Source organism: Paractinoplanes polyasparticus (assembly GCF_019710575.1).
Classification (GTDB): domain Bacteria; phylum Actinomycetota; class Actinomycetes; order Mycobacteriales; family Micromonosporaceae; genus Actinoplanes; species Actinoplanes polyasparticus.
This window is the reverse complement of the sequence record NZ_JAHWFK010000005.1, coordinates 190,487-208,712: the sequence shown is the minus strand read 5'-3', so window position 1 is coordinate 208,712 and position 18,226 is coordinate 190,487. Positions and strand designations below refer to the sequence as shown.

At 73.3% G+C, this 18,226-nt stretch carries 13 protein-coding genes; 11 read left to right on the top strand and 2 right to left on the bottom strand.

Annotation, left to right across the window (positions count from 1 at the left end):
• Positions 1-9 precede the first annotated feature (9 nt).
• The 9 genes from KXC43_RS50630 (at position 10) to KXC43_RS08140 (ending at position 13,504) form a co-directional block, all read left to right on the top strand.
• A complete protein-coding gene (locus tag KXC43_RS50630) occupies positions 10-2,340 on the top strand; it encodes a dipeptide/oligopeptide/nickel ABC transporter permease/ATP-binding protein (protein WP_255643707.1) in 2,331 nt (776 codons plus the stop codon).
• Positions 2,337-3,689, top strand: coding sequence for a serine hydrolase domain-containing protein (locus KXC43_RS08175; RefSeq protein WP_221375354.1), 1,353 nt, complete (start codon positions 2,337-2,339; stop codon positions 3,687-3,689). Before KXC43_RS50630 ends, KXC43_RS08175 begins: the two co-directional genes overlap by 4 nt.
• Positions 3,677-4,423, top strand: coding sequence for an ABC transporter ATP-binding protein (locus tag KXC43_RS08170; RefSeq protein ID WP_221375353.1), 747 nt, complete (start codon positions 3,677-3,679; stop codon positions 4,421-4,423). The genes KXC43_RS08175 and KXC43_RS08170 overlap by 13 nt, the downstream gene beginning before the upstream one ends.
• A gap of 24 nt (positions 4,424-4,447) precedes the next feature.
• On the top strand, positions 4,448-6,061 hold the full coding sequence (locus KXC43_RS08165) for a PucR family transcriptional regulator (RefSeq protein WP_255643706.1): 1,614 nt from the start codon (positions 4,448-4,450) through the stop codon (positions 6,059-6,061).
• A gap of 101 nt (positions 6,062-6,162) precedes the next feature.
• Positions 6,163-9,423: a serine hydrolase gene (locus tag KXC43_RS08160; RefSeq protein WP_221375351.1), complete on the top strand. Its 3,261-nt coding sequence runs from the start codon at positions 6,163-6,165 to the stop codon at positions 9,421-9,423.
• Between the two features lie 3 nt (positions 9,424-9,426).
• Positions 9,427-10,521 carry a M20/M25/M40 family metallo-hydrolase gene (locus KXC43_RS08155; RefSeq protein ID WP_221375350.1) on the top strand — a complete coding sequence of 365 codons (1,095 nt, stop codon included), beginning with the start codon at positions 9,427-9,429 and terminating at the stop codon, positions 10,519-10,521.
• Complete coding sequence (locus KXC43_RS08150; RefSeq protein ID WP_255643705.1) at positions 10,518-11,387, top strand: GNAT family N-acetyltransferase; 870 nt, start codon at positions 10,518-10,520, stop codon at positions 11,385-11,387. Before KXC43_RS08155 ends, KXC43_RS08150 begins: the two co-directional genes overlap by 4 nt.
• Positions 11,384-12,490, top strand: a complete 1,107-nt coding sequence (menC, locus tag KXC43_RS08145; protein ID WP_221375349.1) for an o-succinylbenzoate synthase — start codon at positions 11,384-11,386, stop codon at positions 12,488-12,490. The genes KXC43_RS08150 and menC overlap by 4 nt, the downstream gene beginning before the upstream one ends.
• Before the next feature lie 123 nt (positions 12,491-12,613).
• On the top strand, positions 12,614-13,504 hold the full coding sequence (locus KXC43_RS08140) for a hypothetical protein (RefSeq protein WP_221375348.1): 891 nt from the start codon (positions 12,614-12,616) through the stop codon (positions 13,502-13,504).
• Positions 13,505-13,620: 116 nt separating this feature from the next.
• On the opposite strand, the gene KXC43_RS08135 is transcribed toward KXC43_RS08140, so the two are convergent.
• Both KXC43_RS08135 and KXC43_RS08130 read right to left on the bottom strand, forming a co-directional pair.
• A complete protein-coding gene (locus KXC43_RS08135) occupies positions 13,621-14,952 on the bottom strand; it encodes a DNA polymerase IV (RefSeq protein ID WP_308129007.1) in 1,332 nt (443 codons plus the stop codon).
• A 36-nt stretch (positions 14,953-14,988) separates the two neighbouring features.
• A complete protein-coding gene (locus KXC43_RS08130) occupies positions 14,989-15,564 on the bottom strand; it encodes a dihydrofolate reductase family protein (RefSeq protein WP_221375347.1) in 576 nt (191 codons plus the stop codon).
• Positions 15,565-15,677: 113 nt separating this feature from the next.
• Between KXC43_RS08130 and KXC43_RS08125 the strand changes: the two genes are divergently transcribed.
• Entirely contained in the window at positions 15,678-16,862 is a 1,185-nt protein-coding gene (locus KXC43_RS08125) for a cellulose-binding domain-containing protein (protein ID WP_308129006.1), read from the top strand.
• An 84-nt stretch (positions 16,863-16,946) separates the two neighbouring features.
• Entirely contained in the window at positions 16,947-18,125 is a 1,179-nt protein-coding gene (locus tag KXC43_RS08120; RefSeq protein ID WP_221375345.1) for a thioester domain-containing protein, read from the top strand.
• Positions 18,126-18,226 lie beyond the last annotated feature (101 nt).

The following is an 18,226-nucleotide window of genomic DNA, read 5'->3' as shown; positions in this document are numbered from 1 at the left end:
GGAGGGCGTATGACGGCGGCGACGAACAGTGATCCGGGCGAGTTGATGGCCGCCGCGACGAAGGCTATATCGGCGGGCGGGGCCGGCAAACGGTGGACGGGTGCGCTGCGCAGTCCGCTCGGGATCACGGCCGCCGTGCTGCTGGCCGGGGTGCTGCTGCTCGCGGTGGTGGCCCCGCTGATCTGGCAGGGCCGCGCCGAAGCCGTCCAGTCGGCCGAGATCCTGCAGGGTCCCTCGTCGGCCCATCCGGTCGGCACCGACCTGCTGGGCCGCGACATCCTGGCCCGGGTGCTGGTCGCCACCCGCCTGTCGGTGGGGCTGGCCCTGCTGGCCACCGCGATCGGGGTGACCGCCGGGCTGCTGCTCGGCACCGCGCCCGTGCTGCTCGGCCGCCGTGCCGGCCGCTGGATCGGCGCCTTCATCAACATCGCCGTGGCTTTCCCGTCGTTGCTGCTCGCCCTCTTCTTCGCCGTCATCTTCGGCGTCGGCGCCAAGGGTGCCGTGCTGGCAATCGGTTTCGCGACTGCGCCCGCCTTCGCCCGGCTCACCCAGACGATGGCCGCGACGATCTCCGGGCGGGACTTCATCGCTGCCGCCCGCGTCGCCGGGATCGGCCGCCTGCGGATCCTGGTGCGGCATGTGTTGCCGAACATCGCCGAGCCCCTGGTGGTCTCGGCGACGATGTCGGCCGGCGCTGCGCTGCTCTCGTTCGCGAGCCTGTCGTTCCTGGGGCTGGGCGTGCAGGCCCCGAGCTACGACTGGGGGCGCCTGCTCGGCGAGGGACTGGCCCAGATCTACGTGCACCCGGCCGGCGCCCTGGCCGCCGGGGTCGCCGTTGTGCTGGCCGCGATGGCGTTCAACCTAGCCGGCGAGGCCGTCGCCCGCGCGATCGGCCTGCGCTCGGCTCAGACTCACCAGCGGACTCAGAAAGCACCCGATCACGAGGAGCCGCGGGCCGAACCGGAGCCGGAGGGGCCCGAGAAGCCGCTGCTGGCCGTCGAGAACCTGCATGTGAGCTTCGGCGCCGTGACCCCGGTGCGGGGCGTGAGCCTGACCGTGCGAAAGGGCGAGGCCATCGGCATCGTCGGCGAGAGCGGCTCGGGCAAGAGCCTGACCGCCCTCGCCATCGCCCAGCTGATCGAGCGCCCGGGCCGCGTGCGCGCTGACCGCCTTGAGTTCCTCGGCACGGACTTGCGCGAACGCTCAACCGCTCACGAGCGGACAGACCTGCGTGAACGCTCAGAGGCGAGTGAGCGTTCGGACACCGATGACCACTCGAACACGCGTGAACGCTCAAAGGCGATGGAGCGTGCCGACATGCCTGAGCGTTCTGACGTGCATGAGCGGTCCGACGTGCGTGAGCGTTCAGGCAAGGGTGAGCGCTCAAGCGCGCGCGATGGCAGTGAGCTGAACAAGAACGAGCTGCGGCGGTTGCTCGGCACGTCGCTCTCGATGGTGTTTCAGGACCCGATGACTTCGCTCAACCCCGCCCAGCGGGTCGGGCGGCAACTGGCCGAGGTGGTCCGCGAGCACCAGGGCGCGGATCGGCGCACGGCCTGGCGGCGGGCAGTCGACCGGTTGGCTGCTGTGCGCATCCCGGGCGCCGAGCGGCGTGCCCGGCAACTGCCGCATGAGTTCTCCGGCGGCATGCGCCAGCGGGCCATGATCGGCATGGGGGTGATGGCCAACCCGGCGCTGATCATCGCCGATGAGCCGACCACCGCCCTCGACGTGACGGTGCAGCGCCAGGTGTTGCAGCTGATCGCGAACATCCGTGCCGCCGAGCGGGTCGGGCTGCTGTTCATCAGCCACGACGTGACCGTGGTGGGCCAGGTCTGCGACCGGGTGCTGGTGATGTACGCCGGCCGCATCGTCGAGGACCTGCCGACGGACGCGTTGCTGCACGACGCGCGGCACCCGTACACCCGGGCGCTCGTCGCCGCCGTGCCGGACATGACGACCGACCGGACCAAGCCGCTGGCGGTCATCCCGGGCCGGCCGCCGGACCCGCACGACGTGCCCGCGGGCTGCCCGTACGCCCCGCGCTGCCCGTTGGCTACCGACCAGTGCCGTCGGCAGGACCCGGCTCTGACGACGTACGCCGCCGGCCGCCGAGTCGCCTGCTGGCACGCCGACCTCGCCCCGGCCGCGGTGCCGGATAACCGAGCTGCGACTACTGGGGGCGAGGGCGTGGTGCCGGATAGCCGGGCTGCGGTCAATGGCGGGCAGGGCGCGGGTCCGGATAACCGGGCCGCGGCCACTGACGGCCGGCCTGCGGCCTCGGATGATGACAAGACGGACGACCAGATCGCCGCACCCCTGGGAGGGGACAGAGCATGACCATCGACACCGCACAGTGGACCCGGCGTCTGGCCGAGCTGGCCGAGCGGCACGACGTGCCCGGCGCGACCCTGGGCATCCTGCACGAGGGCGAGATCGGCGAGGCGGCGTACGGGGTGCTGAACCTGCGCACCGGCGTCGAGACCACCACCGACTCGCTGTTCCAGATCGGCTCGATCACCAAGGTGTGGACCACCACGCTGGTGATGCAGCTGGTGGACGAGGGCAAGATCCAGCTGGACGCGCCCCTGATCGAGGTGCTGCCCGAGCTGCGGCTCAGCGACCCCGGCGTCACGGCCAAGGTGACCATGCGGCACCTGCTGACCCACACCAGCGGCATCGACGGCGACGTCTTCACCGACACCGGCCGCGGCGACGACTGCCTCGAGAAGTACACGGCCGTGCTGGCCGACGCGGCCCAGAACCATCCGCTCGAGGCCACCTGGTCGTACTGCAACTCGGGCTTCTCGCTGGCCGGCCGGGTCGTCGAGAAGTTGACCGGCGGCACCTGGGACGCCGCCGTACGGGATCGGATCGTCACCCCGCTCGGGCTGACCCGGACGGTGACCCTGCCCGAGGAGGCGCTGCTGCACCGCGCCGCCGCCGGGCATGTGACCCACGACGGTAAACAGAGCGTGGCCCCCGTCTGGGGCATCCCCCGCTCGGCGGGGCCGGCCGGGTCGATCATCTCGACCGTGGCCGACCTGCTGACGTTCGCGAAGATGCACCTGGACGGCGGCGGGGAGGTGCTGAGCGCGGCGAGCGCCGCCGCGATGGCCGAGTTCCAGGTCGAGCTGCCCGACAAGCACCTGCTGGGCGACTCGTGGGGCCTGGGCTGGGAGCGGGCGGGCTGGGACGGGCACCGGCTGATCGGTCACGACGGCAACACCATCGGGCAGGCCGCTTTCCTGCGCCTTCTTCCGGAGAAGGGCTTCGCGGTCGCGTTGCTGACCAACGGGGGCAACGGCGCCAAGCTGTACGAGGAGCTGTACCGCGAGATCTTCGCCGAGCTGGCCCAGGTGCCCGTCCCGCACCCGCTCGGGCCGCCCGCCATCCCGGTCGACGTCGATCCCGCCCCCTACCTCGGCGCCTACGAGCGTGCCAGCATCCGTCAGGAGATCAGCGTCGGCGAGAACGGCCCGGTCATGCGGGTCAGCGTCACCGGCGCGATGGCCGAGCTGCTGCAGGAGGAGCCGGTCGACTACCCGATGGTCGCGGTCGCGCCCGACCTGTTCGTCTGCCAGGACCCGGAGACCGGCAACTGGATCCCGGCCACCTTCTACCAGCTGCCCACCGGCGAGAAGTACGTGCACTTCGGCGCTCGGGCCACGCCGCGATGCGCGAGCTGACGTTCGAGGACGTGACCGTCCGCTTCGGCTCGCGCCGGCGCGGCACGGTCGCGGTCGACGGGGTGAACCTGGTCGTGCCGGCCGGGCAGATCGTGGGCCTGGTCGGCGAGTCCGGATCGGGCAAGTCGACGCTGGCCCGTGCCGCGGTCGGCCTGGTCCCGCTGGCGGCCGGGCAGATCCTGCTGGACGGGCGCCCGGTCGCCCAGTACAAGACGCGCCCGCTGCAGATGATCTTCCAGGATCCGTATTCGGCCCTCGACCCGCGGATGAGCATCGGCGCGTCGATCGCGGAGGCAATGCCGCGCGGCGCGGCCGACCGCCGGGCCGAGGTGGGCCGGCTGCTGGAACTGGTCGGCCTGGCTGCCGAGCGGGCCGGCGCCCGCCCGGACGAGCTCTCGGGCGGCCAGCGGCAGCGGGTAGCGCTGGCCCGCGCCCTGGCCGGCCGGCCCGAGGTGATCGTGGCCGACGAGATCACCTCGGCTCTGGACGTCTCGATCCAGGGCGCGGTGCTCAACGCCGTGCGGGACCTGCAACGCCAGATGCGGCTGACCATGCTGTTCATCTCGCACAATCTGGCCGTCGTGCGCTACGTCAGCGACATCGTCGCGGTGATGCGCCACGGCCGGATCGTCGAGTACGGCCCGGTCGAACAGGTGCTGCTCGACCCCCGGCACGAGTACACCCGCGAACTGCTCGATGCCGTGCCGCGTCCCGGCGTACCGCTCGGAACCTGATCTATGGCACTAGGCTCCGGTGGCATGAGCCAGCAGCCGCGCGGCAGCCTCGGGCGGGTCCTCGACGACCTCGGGGCCACGTTGCTGGACCTGGTGCACGGCGAGGTGATCTCGGCCGAGCCGATCGCCGGCATCGCCATCCACGACCCGTTCGACGAGCCGCACCTGCCCCGGCCCGCGCTCGTGCTCGGTGTGGGGCTGCGCGAGCCGGCCGAGATCGCCGGTCTGCTGCGTGCCCTCGGCCCGCACGGCGCGGCCGGCCTGATCGTGCGGGCTCCCGTGCCGGCCGGCGACGAGCTCCGGGCCGCGGCGCACGAGTCCGGGGTGGCGTTGCTGGCGCTGACCCGGGGCGCCTCGTGGGCCCAGCTGGCCGCGCTGCTGCGCTCGATGCTGAGCCAGGGCGACGTCGGCGACGCCGGCCCCGAGATGCTCGGCGGGCTGCCCTCGGGCGACCTGTTCGCGCTGGCCAACGCCGTCGCCGCGCTGGTCGACGCCCCGGTCACGATCGAGGACCCGGACTCGCGCGTGCTCGCCTTCTCGGGCCGCCAGGAGGAGGCCGACGAGTCGCGGGTCGAGACGATCCTGGGCCGCCAGGTGCCGGAGCGGTTCGCCCGCGTCCTCTCCCGCGCGGGTGTGCTGCGCGACCTGCACCACAGCGCCGACCCGGTGTTCATCGCGCCGCCGCCGACCGCGCCCGGCGAGTTCTCGGTGCCGCGGGTCGCGGTGGCGGTGCGGGCCGGCGACGAGTTCCTCGGCTCGATCTGGGCCGCCGTGCACGAGCCGCTGACCCCCGACCGGTCCCGCGCCTTCAGCGACGCCGCCAAGCTGGTGGCGCTGCACATGTTGCGGCTGCGCGCGGGGGCCGATGTCGAACGCCGATTGCGTACGGAACTGGTGGGCACCGCACTGGAGGGCAGCGCCGGCGCCCGGGAGTCGCTGGCCCGCCTCGGCCTGGCCGACCAGCCGCTGGTGGTGCTGGCGCTGGCCCCGGCCGAACCGGAGGGCGCGGCCGACCGGTCCGGGCTGGCCGCCGACCGGCAACGGCTGGCCGACGCGCTGGCCATGCAGCTGAGCGCGGTGCACGCCGGAAGCGCGGTGGCCCTGCTGGGTGACGTCGCCTACGGGCTGCTGCCGGTGGCCACGGCGGAACGGGCCGTGCGGGTGGCCGGCGAGTTTCTCGATCGGGTCGGGGAGCGGGTGCCGGCCCTGGTCGGAGTGGGCCCACCGGCCTCGTCGGTGGCCGGGCTGGCCGCCGCGCGGGCCAGCGCCGACCGGGCGCTGCGGGTGCTTCGGTCGGGCTGCGGTCTGCGCGTCGCGCGCCTCGAGGACGTCTACACCAAGGCGATGGTGCTGGAACTGCGTGACCTGGTGGCGGCCCGGGGCGACGTCCCGACCGGGCCGCTGGCCCGGCTGCTCGCCTACGACGCCGAGCACAACGCCAACCTGGTCGAGACGTTCGCCGCCTGGCTCGACGCGTTCGGCGACGCGGTGGCGGCCGCGGCCGCCCTGCACGTGCACCCCAACACCTTCCGCTATCGCTTGCGCCGGTTGGCCGAGGTGGGCGAGGTCGACCTCGCGGACCCCGAGGCCCGGTTCGGCGCGATGCTGCAACTCCGCGTCTTCCGTGGTCTGGCGTAGCCGACGATTCGAGGGCCTCCGACTCGTTGTGGCGCACCATGACACGGGCCCCCCACGGCGGGCAGGCTTCGCGCTGAGACCCGTGAAACGAGGGGGAAACAGTGGCACGTCGTGCGCAGATCGAGGACCTGGTGTCGGTGGCGACGCCCGAGCAGCCCGCCCTGGGCCCGGACGGCCGCCGGATCGCGTACGTGCTGCGTGCGGCCGACCGGGCGGCGGACCGGGTGACCCGGGGCATCTGGTGCGCCGGGGACGGCGGCGCACGCCGGTTGACCCGTGGGCCGGCCGACACGTCCCCGGCCTGGTCGCCCGACGGCGGGCGGCTGGCGTTCCTGCGCGGTGGCGACGGCCCGGCCCAGCTGTGGCTGCTGCCGGCCGACGGCGGCGAGGCCGAACCGGTCACCGAGCTGCCGCTGGGCGCGGGTGCACCGGTGTGGAGTCCCGACGGCACGAGGATCGCCTTCTCGGCGCCGGTCGCGGTGACCGGCGCCGACAAGGGCGCTCCCATCGTCACCGAGCGCCTCGACTATCAGGCCGACGGCAGCGGGTGGCTGCGCGACGTCCGCAAGCACCTGTTCGTGCTCGACCTCGAGACCCGCAAGGCCCGGCAGGTGACCGAGGGGGACTGGCACGCGGGCGACCCGGCCTGGTCGCCGGATTCGGCCCGGCTGGCCTTCGCGGCGGCCACCGCCCCCGACGCCGATCTGGTGCTGCGGGCGCCGGTGCACGTCGTGGACGTCACCGACCCCAAGGCGCGGCCGCACGTCGTGGGGCTGGCCGGCGGCGTCGCCGGGCCGGCCGTGTGGACGCCGCGGGGCGACGCGCTCGTGGTCGTCGGGTACGAGGGTGAGCCGGTCGGGCACGCGGGGCTGCTCTACGTGCCGCTCGACGGCAGCCCGGTGCGCGACCTCGCGAAGAGCCTCGATCGCAACGTGATGCCGGGCGGGCCGGCCTATCCGGGCGCGGTGCCACGGTTCGCGGCCGACGGGCGGACGGTGCTTTTCTGCGTACGGGACCGGGGTTGTTCGCATCTCTACGCGGTGTCCGTGGACGGCGGCACACCCCGGCCGGTGCTCGCCGGAGCGGGACGCGTGGTCGCCGGACTGTCCGTGGTGGGTGACACCGCCGCTGTCGTTCTCGCTACCCCCGGTTCGTACGGAGAAATTGTCACCGTCGACGTGGTGAGCGGCGCCGAGACCGTGCGCACTTCGCATGGCGAGGTTTTCGCGGACGTCGAGCTGTTTCCCCGGGTCGAGCGGGAGTTCACCATCTCGGACGGCACCGTGGTGCACGGCTGGCTGATCCGCGACCCCGCGGTGAGCGGCCCGGCGCCGTTGCTGCTCGACATCCACGGCGGCCCGCACAACGCCTGGAACGGCGCCGCCGACGACGTCCACCTCTACCACCAGGAGCTGGCGGCCGACGGCTGGAACGTGCTGCTGCTCAACCCCCGGGCCAGCGACGGCTACGGCGAGCAGTTCTTCACCGGCGCCCTCGGCGCGTGGGGTGAGGCCGACGCCCGCGACTTCCTCGAGCCGCTCGACCAACTGGTCGCCGACGGCACCGCCGACCCCGCGAAGCTCGCTGTGGCCGGTTACAGCTACGGCGGTTACATGACCTGCTACCTCACCGCCACCGACGGCCGGTTCGCCGCCGCGGTCACCGGCGGCGTGGTCAGCGACCTGACCAGCATGGCCGGCGCCTCGGACGACGGGCATCTGCTGGCCGAGATCGAGCTCGGCGGCCGCCCGTGGGAGGCGCCGGAACGGTACGCGGCGATGTCCCCGCTGACCCGGGTGGCCGACGTGAGCACCCCGACGCTGATCATCCAGGGCGACGCCGACCTGCGGTGCCCGGTCGGCCAGGCCCAGCAGTGGCACACCGCGCTGCGCGAACGCGGCGTCCCGGCCGAGCTCGTGCTCTATCCGGGCGGGTCGCACCTGCTGATCGTCGAGGGGCCGCCCTCGCAGCGCCTCGACTTCAACACCCGGATCGCCGAGTGGGTGCGCCGGCACACCGGCAGCGGGCGCAAGCCGCTGGACGCCGGGCACTGGCAGCGGAGGCTCGACGTGCTCGCCGCCCGGCACGGGGTGCCCGGCGCGGTCCTGGGGATTCTGCGCGACGAGGATCTGGTCGAAGCCGCCTACGGCGTGGTCAACGTGGACACCGGCGTCGAGACCAGCACCGACTCGGTGTTCCAGATCGGCTCGATCAGCAAGGTGTGGACCGCCACGCTGGTGCAGCAGCTCGTCGACGAGGGCAAGCTCGAACTGGACGCGCCGATCGCCGACGTGCTGCCCGAGCTGACGCTGGCCGATCCCGGCGTCGCGGCCAAGGTGACCATGCGGCATCTGCTCACCCACACCAGCGGCATCGACGGCGACGTCTTCACCGACACCGGCCGCGGCGACGACTGCCTCGAGAAGTACGTCGACGGCCTGCGCGACGTGGCCCAGAACCACCCGCTCGGCGCCACCTGGTCGTACTGCAACTCGGGCTTCTCGCTGGCCGGCCGGGTCGTCGAGAAGCTCACCGGCGGCACCTGGGACGCGGCCGTCCGCGACCGGATCAGCAAGCCGCTGGGCCTGCGCCGCACCGGCACCCTGCCCGAGGAGGCTCTGCTGCACCGGGCAGCCACCGGCCACCTGCCCGGCCCCCAGGTGGCTCCGGTGTGGACACTGCCGCGCGCGCTCGGCCCGGCCGGGCTGATCAACTCGACCGCGGCCGACCTGCTGACGTTCGCGAAGATGCACCTGGACGGCGGCGGGGACGTGCTGAGCCCGGCCGGCGCCGCCGCCATGGCCGAGCACCAGGTCGAGCTGCCCGAGAAGTACACGCTGGGCGACTCGTGGGGGCTGGGCTGGATCCGCTTCGACTGGGACGGCCACCGGCTCATCGGCCACGACGGCAACACCATCGGCCAGTCGGCGTTCCTGCGGTTGCTGCCGTCCCAGGGGCTGGCCGTCACCCTGCTGACCAACGGCGAGGGGGCACGCGACCTCTATCAGGACCTGTTCACCGAGATCTTCGCCGAGGTGGCCGGGCTGACGATGCCGCAGCCGCTCAGCCCGCCGTCGCCGCCGGTCGAGGTGGACGTCACCGGGCACCTGGGCACGTACGAGCGGGCCAGCGTCCGGCTCGAGGTGCTCGAGGGCGCCGTGCTGCGGATGACCCAGACCGGACCGCTGGCCGAGCTCAGCCCCGAGCCGGTGCACGAGCTGCCGATGGTCGGGGTGAAGGACGACCTCTTCCTGGTCCGCATGCCGCAGAGCGACATGTGGTTCCCGGTGTACTTCTATCGGCTGCCCACCGGCGAGCGCTATCTGCACCTGGGTGTGCGGGCGACCCCGAAGGTGGCCTGAGCGATGGACCTGCCGCAGATGCTGGCCGACGTGCGGGCGCTGGTGACCTGCGAATCGCCCTCGGACGACCGGGCCGCCGTGGCCCGCAGCGCCGAGGTCGTCGCCGGGATCGGGCACCGGCTGCTCGGCGCGCACGCGCAACTGATCGTGATCGACGGCCGTACCCACCTGCGGTGGCGTTTCGGCGACGGGCCACCCCGGGTGCTGCTGCTGGGTCACCATGACACGGTGTGGCCGATCGGTTCGCTCGCGCACACCCCGTACGGGATCGACGGGGAGATCCTGCGCGGACCGGGTTGCTTCGACATGAAGGCCGGCGTGGTGCAGGGCCTGCACGCGGTCGCGTCGCTGCCCGACCGCCGCGGGGTGACCGTGCTGATCACCGGCGACGAGGAGCTGGGCTCGCCGACGTCGCGCGAGCTGATCGAGAAGGAGGCCGTCGGCTGCGCGGCCGCCCTGGTGCTGGAGGGCTCGGCCGACGGGGGCGCGCTCAAGACCGAGCGCAAGGGCGTTTCGCTGTACCGCGTACGGGTCACCGGCCGTGCCGCCCACGCGGGCCTGGAACCCGAGACCGGCGTCAACTCCACTGTGGAGCTGGCCCACCAGGTGCTGGCCGTGCAGGCGTTGGCCGATCCGGCGCTCGGAACGACGGCGGTGCCGACCCGCATGACCGCGGGCACCACCACCAACACCGTCCCGGCGCTCGGGGAGTTCGCCGTCGACGTCCGCGCCCGGACAGCTCTTGAACAGGAGCGCGTGGACGCTGCCCTCCGAGCGCTCGCACCGGTGCTGCCGGGCGCCCGGATCGAGATCGAGGGCGGCCTCAACCGCCCGCCGCTCGAGGCGACCGCCTCCGACGCGCTCTACCTGCGGGCCGTGGCGATCGACGGCGAGCTGGGCCGGGCCGCGGTCGGCGGCGCCTCGGACGGCAACTTCACCGCCGGTGTCGGCACGCCCACGCTGGACGGGCTGGGCGCAGTCGGCGGCGGGGCCCACGCGGCCGGGGAACACGTTGTGGTGGCCGAGATACCGCGCCGGGCGGCCCTGGTCGCGGCGCTCACGGCCGAGCTGCTCGCGGGATCGGCGGTCCACCCATGAGCGACCACACCGGCCTGCTGAGTCCGGCGTCAGCCGCGGCCGATCTGGCGGCCGCGGCGGCCGGCGTCCAGGTCCGGATCATCACCGATCTGCCCGAACTGCACGAGGTGTTCTGGCTGTTCGACAGCATCTGGCACTCCGATCCGGCGCACGCGCCGGTGACCCGGGAACTGTTGCGCGCCATGAGCAAGGCCGGCAACTATGTGGCCGGCGCGTTCGACGACACCGGCCTGGTCGGCGCCTGCGCGGGCTTCTTCGCCGCACCGGACCGCCGCGAGATCCACAGCCACATCGCCGGGGTCACGCGGGCCGCCCGGGGCCGCAACGTCGGCTGGGCCATCAAGCTGCACCAGCGGGCGTGGGCGCTGAGCCACGGCCTGACGAGGATCAGCTGGACCTACGATCCGCTGGTCAGCCGGAACGCCTACTTCAACCTGGTCAAGCTGGGCGGGGCGCCCGTGCAGTACCTGCCCGACTTCTACGGCCCGATGGGCGACGCCATCAACGGCAACGACGCCACCGACCGGCTGCTGCTGCACTGGGACCTGACCGCCCCGGACGTCGACCGGGTGGCCCGCGGCGACCGTCCGCACCGGTGGGACGCCGACGCGCTGCGCGCGGCCGGAGCGGTGACGGCCCTCGGCCGTACGGCCGGAGGGGAACCCGCACCCGGCCGCGCCGACGGCCGGATCGTGCTGGTGGCGGTGCCGTCCGACATCGAATCGCTGCGCCGCACCGACCCGGCCTGTGCCCGGCGGTGGCGTGTGGCGGTGCGCGACGTGCTGGGCCCGCTGATCGACGGCGGCGCCCGGGTGACTGGCTTCGACCGGGCCGGCTGGTACGTGGTGGACAGGGAGAAACGATGAAACTGACCGGGATCGAGCTGCGCCGGATCCGGATGCCTCTGGTGTCACCGTTCCGCACGTCGTTCGGCACCGCGACCGAACGCGACGTGCTGCTGCTGCGGGCAGTCACCGACGAGGCCGAGGGCTGGGGCGAATGCGTCGCCATGAGCGACCCCCTCTACTCCAGCGAGTACGTGGAGGCGGCGGCCGACGTGCTGCGGCGCTACCTGGTGCCGGCGCTCGCCGCCCGCCCGCCGGAGTCGGCCGTTGCCGTCGCTGGAACCCTGCACCGGTTCAAGGGCCACCGGATGGCCAAGGCGGCCTTGGAGACCGCGGTGCTGGACGCCGAGCTGCGTGCCTCGGGCCGCAGCTTCGGCCGCGAGCTGGGCGCCACCCGCGAGCGCGTGGCGTGCGGGGTGTCGGTCGGCATCATGGACTCGGTGCCCGAACTGCTGGACGCCGTCGACGGTTACCTGGCCCAGGGCTACGTCCGGATCAAGCTGAAGATCGAGCCCGGCTGGGACGTGGCGCCGGTGCGGGCCGTCCGCGAACGCTTCGGGGACGACGTGCTGCTGCAGGTCGACGCCAACACGGCGTACACGGTGGGGGAGGCCCCGCTGCTGGCCGCGCTCGACCCCTTCGGGCTGCTGCTGATCGAGCAGCCGCTCGACGAGGAGGACGTGCTCGGCCACGTGGAGCTGGCCCGCCGCGTGCGGACCCCGATCTGCCTGGACGAGTCGATCGTGTCGGCCCGGGCCGCGGCCGACGCCATCCGCCTCGGCGCCTGCAGCATCGTGAACGTCAAGCCGGGCCGGGTCGGCGGCTACCTGGAGGCCCGCCGCATCCACGACGTGTGCGTGGCCAACGGGATCCCAGTGTGGTGCGGCGGCATGCTGGAGACGGGCCTGGGCCGGGCCGCGAACGTCGCGCTGGCCGCCCTGCCCGGCTTCACGCTGCCCGGGGACACGTCGGCCTCGGACCGCTACTTCCGCACCGACGTCACCGAGCCGTTCGTGCTCCAGGACGGTCACCTGCCCGTGCCGACCGGTCCCGGCCTCGGCGTGGAGCCGCTGCCCGAGGTCCTGGCCGACATCACCACAGCCACGGAATGGCTCCCGTTGTAGGCCGTGGTTCGACCCGCCGCGTCTCCGGGTGACCTGCTTCTCTTCATGAGGCCGGATCGAACCGGAACGCGGGCGCGGCCCGTACCTCCTGGCGACGCATCCGGCCGCAGCGAGGAGACAGCGATGGACGGACTCGACGAGCCGACCGAGACCTACCCGCTGCTGTCCGGGGCGGCCGGCTTCGCCTTCCAGAACCAGCCTGCGGCATCCCCGTCGCCGGACGAGGCGGCTGCTCCGGTCCCCTTCTCCTTCCGGAGCGAGCCGGACCGGGCGCCTGTGGACGATGAGCCGCCGACCGAAGAGTTCGCTCCGGTCCCACCGCGCCGCTCGCGCCCGAAAGTTGTCGTGGCACTGGTCGGCGTCGCGGTCCTGCTCGGCGTGACCGCCCTGATCGTCACCACCACGTCGTCTTCGCCGACCACGCCGGTGGCCGGGGCCGCTCCTGCGTTCACCGCCGGCACCTTCGACCTGGTCAGCAACGTGACCGAGCTGAACCTCACCCTGGGCCGCCCGGCCGGCGGCCCGATCCGGGCCAGCACCCCACCCGGCAGCGGCATCACTCCCGCGACCAGCGTCGACGGCACCGAGGTACGGCTGACCGCCCGCCCGACCGGGGCTCCCGGCCCGGGCCGCCTGGACGTGCTGCTGGACGAGCGGATCACTTGGACCATCCGCATGAACGGTGGCGTGCACGCAGCCACGTTCGTGCTGACCGGCGGCATGGTCCGTGCGGTCGACCTGACCGGCGGCGCCGACACGGTGTACCTGGCCCTGCCCGACGCGGCGCGGGCACTCCCGATCCGCATGTCCGGCGGCGTCCGCGAGTGGAGCATCCAGACCGAGGGCGAGGTACCCGTGCGGGTGCAGGCCCGCTCCGGGGCGGGGGTGGTGAGCCTCTACGGCAGGCGCGAGAGCGGCATCGCCCGCAACACCACTCTGACCGCCGGCGACGGCTCCGGCCTGGAGGTCACCGCCGCCGCCGGTTTCGGCTCCCTGGCCGTCAGCTCTCGCTGAGTGCCGGCTCGGCCGCGCTGTCAGCGGCGAGACCGGGCGTCTGTGCGGTGGCCGGCGCGTGCGGGCCGTCGTGGTCGGCCGGCGTAGTGCGTCGGCCGGCCCACCTTGAGAACACCCTAGAGCCAGTCGGGTGGTTCCGCGGGGTGCAGGGCGGGGTCGTCGACCGGGAAGGTGCGCACCGGGCCCGGGGGAGTGCCCGGCCCCTCGAAGCGGACCGTGACCCGGCCCCGGCCGCTGCCCCACACCCAGCCGGGGCCGTGGTCGTCGTGCCGCACGTCCTGGCCGGGGCGCCAGTCGAGGGTTGCGGCGGGACGCTCGACCACCGCCGGCGAAGGCTCAAGGGGCTCGGGCTCGGCCGTCGTGGCGCCGAACAGGTCGTCCTGCACGAAGTCGGCCAGGGTGGTGGCGCCGACGCCGAGCAGGCGGATGCCGGCCGACGTGTCGATGTCGGACAGCAGGCGGCGGGCGAACTGGGCGACCAGCCGCGGGTCGTCGGTGGGCTGGGCGCGGGTGGCCGAGCGGGTGATCGTGGTGAAGTCGTGGTGGCGGACCTTGATGGTGACCGTGCGGGCCGACAGGCCGCCGGCCCGCAGGCGGCCGCCGACGCGGGTGGCCAGCAGGTCGATCTCGGTGTTGAGGCGGGCCCGGTCGGTGAGGTCGACGTCGAACGTCTCCTCGGCCGAGACGGACTTGGCCTCGCGCTCGCCGACGACCGGGCGGTCGTCGTGGGCGCGGGCCAGGCGGTGCAGGCTCGCGCCGTGGGCCTGGCCGAACCAGTCGATCAGGTCGGCCGGCTCGACGCGGGCCAGGTCGCCGATGGTGTGCAGGCCCGCGCGGCGCAGCCGTTCGGCGGTGGCCGGGCCGACGCCCTGCAGCCGCGTGATCGGCAGCGGGCGTAGCAGCGCCTGTTCGCCGCCGGGCGCGACGACCGTCAACCCGTTCGGTTTGTGCAGGTCGGAGCCGATCTTGGCGACGAGTTTGGACGTGCCGACGCCGATCGAAGCGGTCACCCCGCCGGTGGCGGCCGCGATGGTGCTCCTGATCTGTTCGGCGAGCGCGGTGACCCCGGCCACGGAGAGATCGTGGCGGCCGGCGGCGGCCAGATCGACGTACGCCTCGTCGATCGACACCTGCTCGATCAGGGGCGACATCCCGGCCAGCACCGCCATCACGACCTCGCTGGTCTTGCGGTACGCGGAGAAGCGCGGCGCCAGGAACGCCGTGCCGCTCGGGCAGCGGCGGCGGGCCTCAGCCGTGGGCATGGCCGACCGGGCGCCGTACTGCCGGGCCTCGTACGACGCGGTGGCGACGACACCCCGCCCGGCCACCCCGCCGACGATGACCGGGCGGCCGCGCAGCGACACCTTGTCGCGCTGCTCGACCGCCGCGAACATCGCGTCGAGGTCGACGTGGGCGATGCTCGCCTCCCGCCTTCGTCCACCGTTCACCTGCCCAGTGTCCGTCAGGGGTACGACAGAAACGGCTCAGCCGTGCAGCGTGGGGCGGTAGACGAGCTCCTGGGTGCGGCCGTCGAGCGTACGGGTCTCGACCAGCTCGAGGTCGAAGTCGGCCGCCCCCTGGAAGATGGGGTCGAGGCCGGTCCGGCCGGTGATCACCGGGAAGACCGTGACCTGCACGAAGTCGACCAGGCCGGCGGCCATCAGGGCCCGGTTCATCGACAGGCTGCCGTGCGAGCGCAGCGGCACCTCGGACTCCTGCTTGAGCCGGGTCACGACGTCGACCGCGTCCCCGCTCGCGACGGTTCCGTCCGGCCAGTCGAGGGGGCCGTCCAGCGTGGTCGAGACCACGGTGGCGGGCAGGTTGATCATCTTGGTCACCCAGGGGTCCCGTACGGCCTGTTCGGCGCCCGAGGCGAGCAGCCCCACGAAGGCGCGGTAGGTGTTGGCCCCGAAGACCATGCGCTGCTCCCGGCCGTACTGCGAAAGCCGGTGTTCGAGCAGTTCGGGCCCCTGCTTGCCCCAGTAACCGGTCCAGTCGCCGCCGGCGGCGCCGAAGCCGTCGAGGCTGGCGAAGACGTCGAAGGTGTAGGTAGTAGTCATAGCCAGTTGGACCGGCGGCGGCGCCGAAACTCATCGGCCTTCCGCGTTCGGCGAAAGACAACTACAGTCATCGATGCATGGGAGCGCTCCCATAATCCTCGGAGGTGGTTGTCGTGCGAGGTCGGTCACTGGCGGTGGTGACGGCGGCGTCGGTGCTCGCGGCGGGGTTCGCGGGCGTGCAGGCGGCGTCGGCGGCGCCCGTGTGCACGGTCGGCTGGACGGCGAACCAGTGGGCCACCGGGTTCACGGCCGACGTGCAGGTCACCAACGGCGGGGCGGCGGTGACGTCGTGGACGTTGTCGTGGACCTTCGCCGGCGATCAGCGGGTCACCAACGGCTGGAACGCCACCGTCACGCAGTCCGGCAACGTCGTGACGGCGGCCAGCACCGGCTGGAACGGCCCGCTCGCGACCGGCGCGTCCACCCGCTTCGGCTTCCAGGCGACGTACTCGGGCGCCAACACCGCGCCCACCGACTTCGCCTTCAACGGCGTCCCGTGCGGCGGCGACACCCCGGCCACGCCGACACCGACACCGGCCACGCCGACACCGGCCACGCCGACACCGGCCACGCCGACACCGACACCGACCACCACCCCACCCCCGGCGGAAGGGTGCGTCCCCACCGCGATCTGCGACGGCTTCGAGAACCAGGCCGGCAGCGTCCCGGCCGGCAACTGGGCCGTCACCTACCCCGACTGCTCCGGCGCCGGCAGCGCGGCCATCGACCGTACGGTCGCCCGCAGCGGCTCGGTGTCGCTGCGTATCAACGGCGCCGCCGGCTACTGCAACCACGTCTTCGTCCGCAACACCCAGATCCTCGGCGCCGCGGGCGCGGCCTGGTACGTCCGCTTCTGGGTGCGGCACACCACCGCGCTGCCCAGCGCCCACGTCACCGCCGTCGCCATGCGCGATTCGGCCGACGGCGACCGGGATCTGCGCTTCGGCGGCCAGAACGGCGCTCTCCAGTTCAACCGCGCCTCCGACGACGCCACCCTGCCCGAGCAGAGCCCGGCCGGTGTCGCCCTCTCGGCCCCGCTGCCGGTGAACACCTGGAACTGCGTCGAGTACAAGGTGGACGGCCGCGACGGCACCATCGAGACCTGGCTCAACGGCACGTCGGTGCCCGGACTGCGGGCCGACGGGACGCCCACCCACGACATCGACGGCCAGTGGCTCAACCGCACCTGGCGCCCGGCGCTGACCGACCTGCGCCTCGGCTGGGAGAGCTACGGCGAGGGCGCCGACACCCTCTGGTACGACGACGTCGCTGTCAGCGGCGCACGCAACGGCTGCTGATCCGGGGCGGCGCCACCCTGGCAGCGACGCAGCGCCGAACATGATTGAATGCCCCGGCACGCGACAAAGCACGGGGGAGAACTGATGCGAGAACGACTTCTGTGGCGGCTGGTTCCGGCGTTCCTGGCCGGTGCGGGGTTGCTGCTGGGCTCGGCGGCGCCGGCGCAGGCCGCCGACGAGGAGCCGCTGACCGCCGTGGCCAAGGCCGACGGCACGTCGCGCACGCTGCTGCTGGGCGGCAAGCCGACGGTGGTACGGGGCATCCAGCTGACGGGCGAGGGCGCTCCGGCCGTGCCCGCTTTCTCGCTGTCCTTCGGCCGTACGGCCCTGACCGGTGCGGTCGACTACGCGGACATCGCCTGGGCCGAGGCCGGCAACGACAATCTCTCCGCCGCCCAGTGGGTGATCGAGCACGGCTACCCGTCGGTCGACCGCAGCCGCCTCATCGCCGCCGCCGGCGTGAAGGTGCCGCCGCGCGCCTCCGCCGCGACCGTCAACCTGCTGCTCCGCCTGGGCACGCAGGCCGCCATCTGGAAGCGCACCGACAACGTCTCGCTCGGCGCGTGGCGGGCCGGCGCCGGGCTGGGGGCCGAGAACGAGTACGCCGTCATCAAGAAGGTGTACGACCACCTCACCCGCGCCCGGGAGACCCTGGGCGAGCCGAGCCGCGCAGTGAGCTTCGAGGAGCCCGGCTACAACGACGCTCCCGAGCTGGTCATCAACGGTCCCGGCAGAATGGCGCTGAAGGTCGAGAACGGCTACGCCATCACCGACAGCCGCTACTCCGGCGGCACCTGGCTGATCACCGAGGTCGGGGACGGCGGCGGCGTGGCGTTCGTGCGGTCGATCGACCCGGAACAGATCACCAAGGTCACGGCGACCGCCGATCACGCCGTCGTGCCGGGTGTGGTGTTCCGGGCCGAGGGCAACCCGGCCGGCGCCCCGCTGCTGACGCCGGCCCGTCCGTACGGCGACCCCGTCTCCGGCACGTTCGAGAAGATGTATCCGAAGTTCAACGGCCCGGTTCCGACGCCCAGCCCCTCAGCCGGCGGCACTCCCACCGCGACGCCCAGCGCGTCCCCGACCTCGACGGCCGGCACCACCCCGACCGGCGCCCCGGGTGACGGCGGCGGCGAGGGTGGCGGCCTGCCGGTGACCGGCGCCCCGACGGGCGCTGTCCTGGGCGGTGGCCTGCTGTTGCTCGCCGCGGGCGCGGTCGTTGTGCTGCTGGTGCGACGCCGGCGCCTGCGGTTCTCGGCCTGACCTGCTCCGCCCCGAACTCCCCGGACCGTCGCGGTCCGGGGAGTTCCTCGTTCTCAGCAGGTGGTTCCCGATGCCGATGGGTCGTGAGAGACCACGAGGCG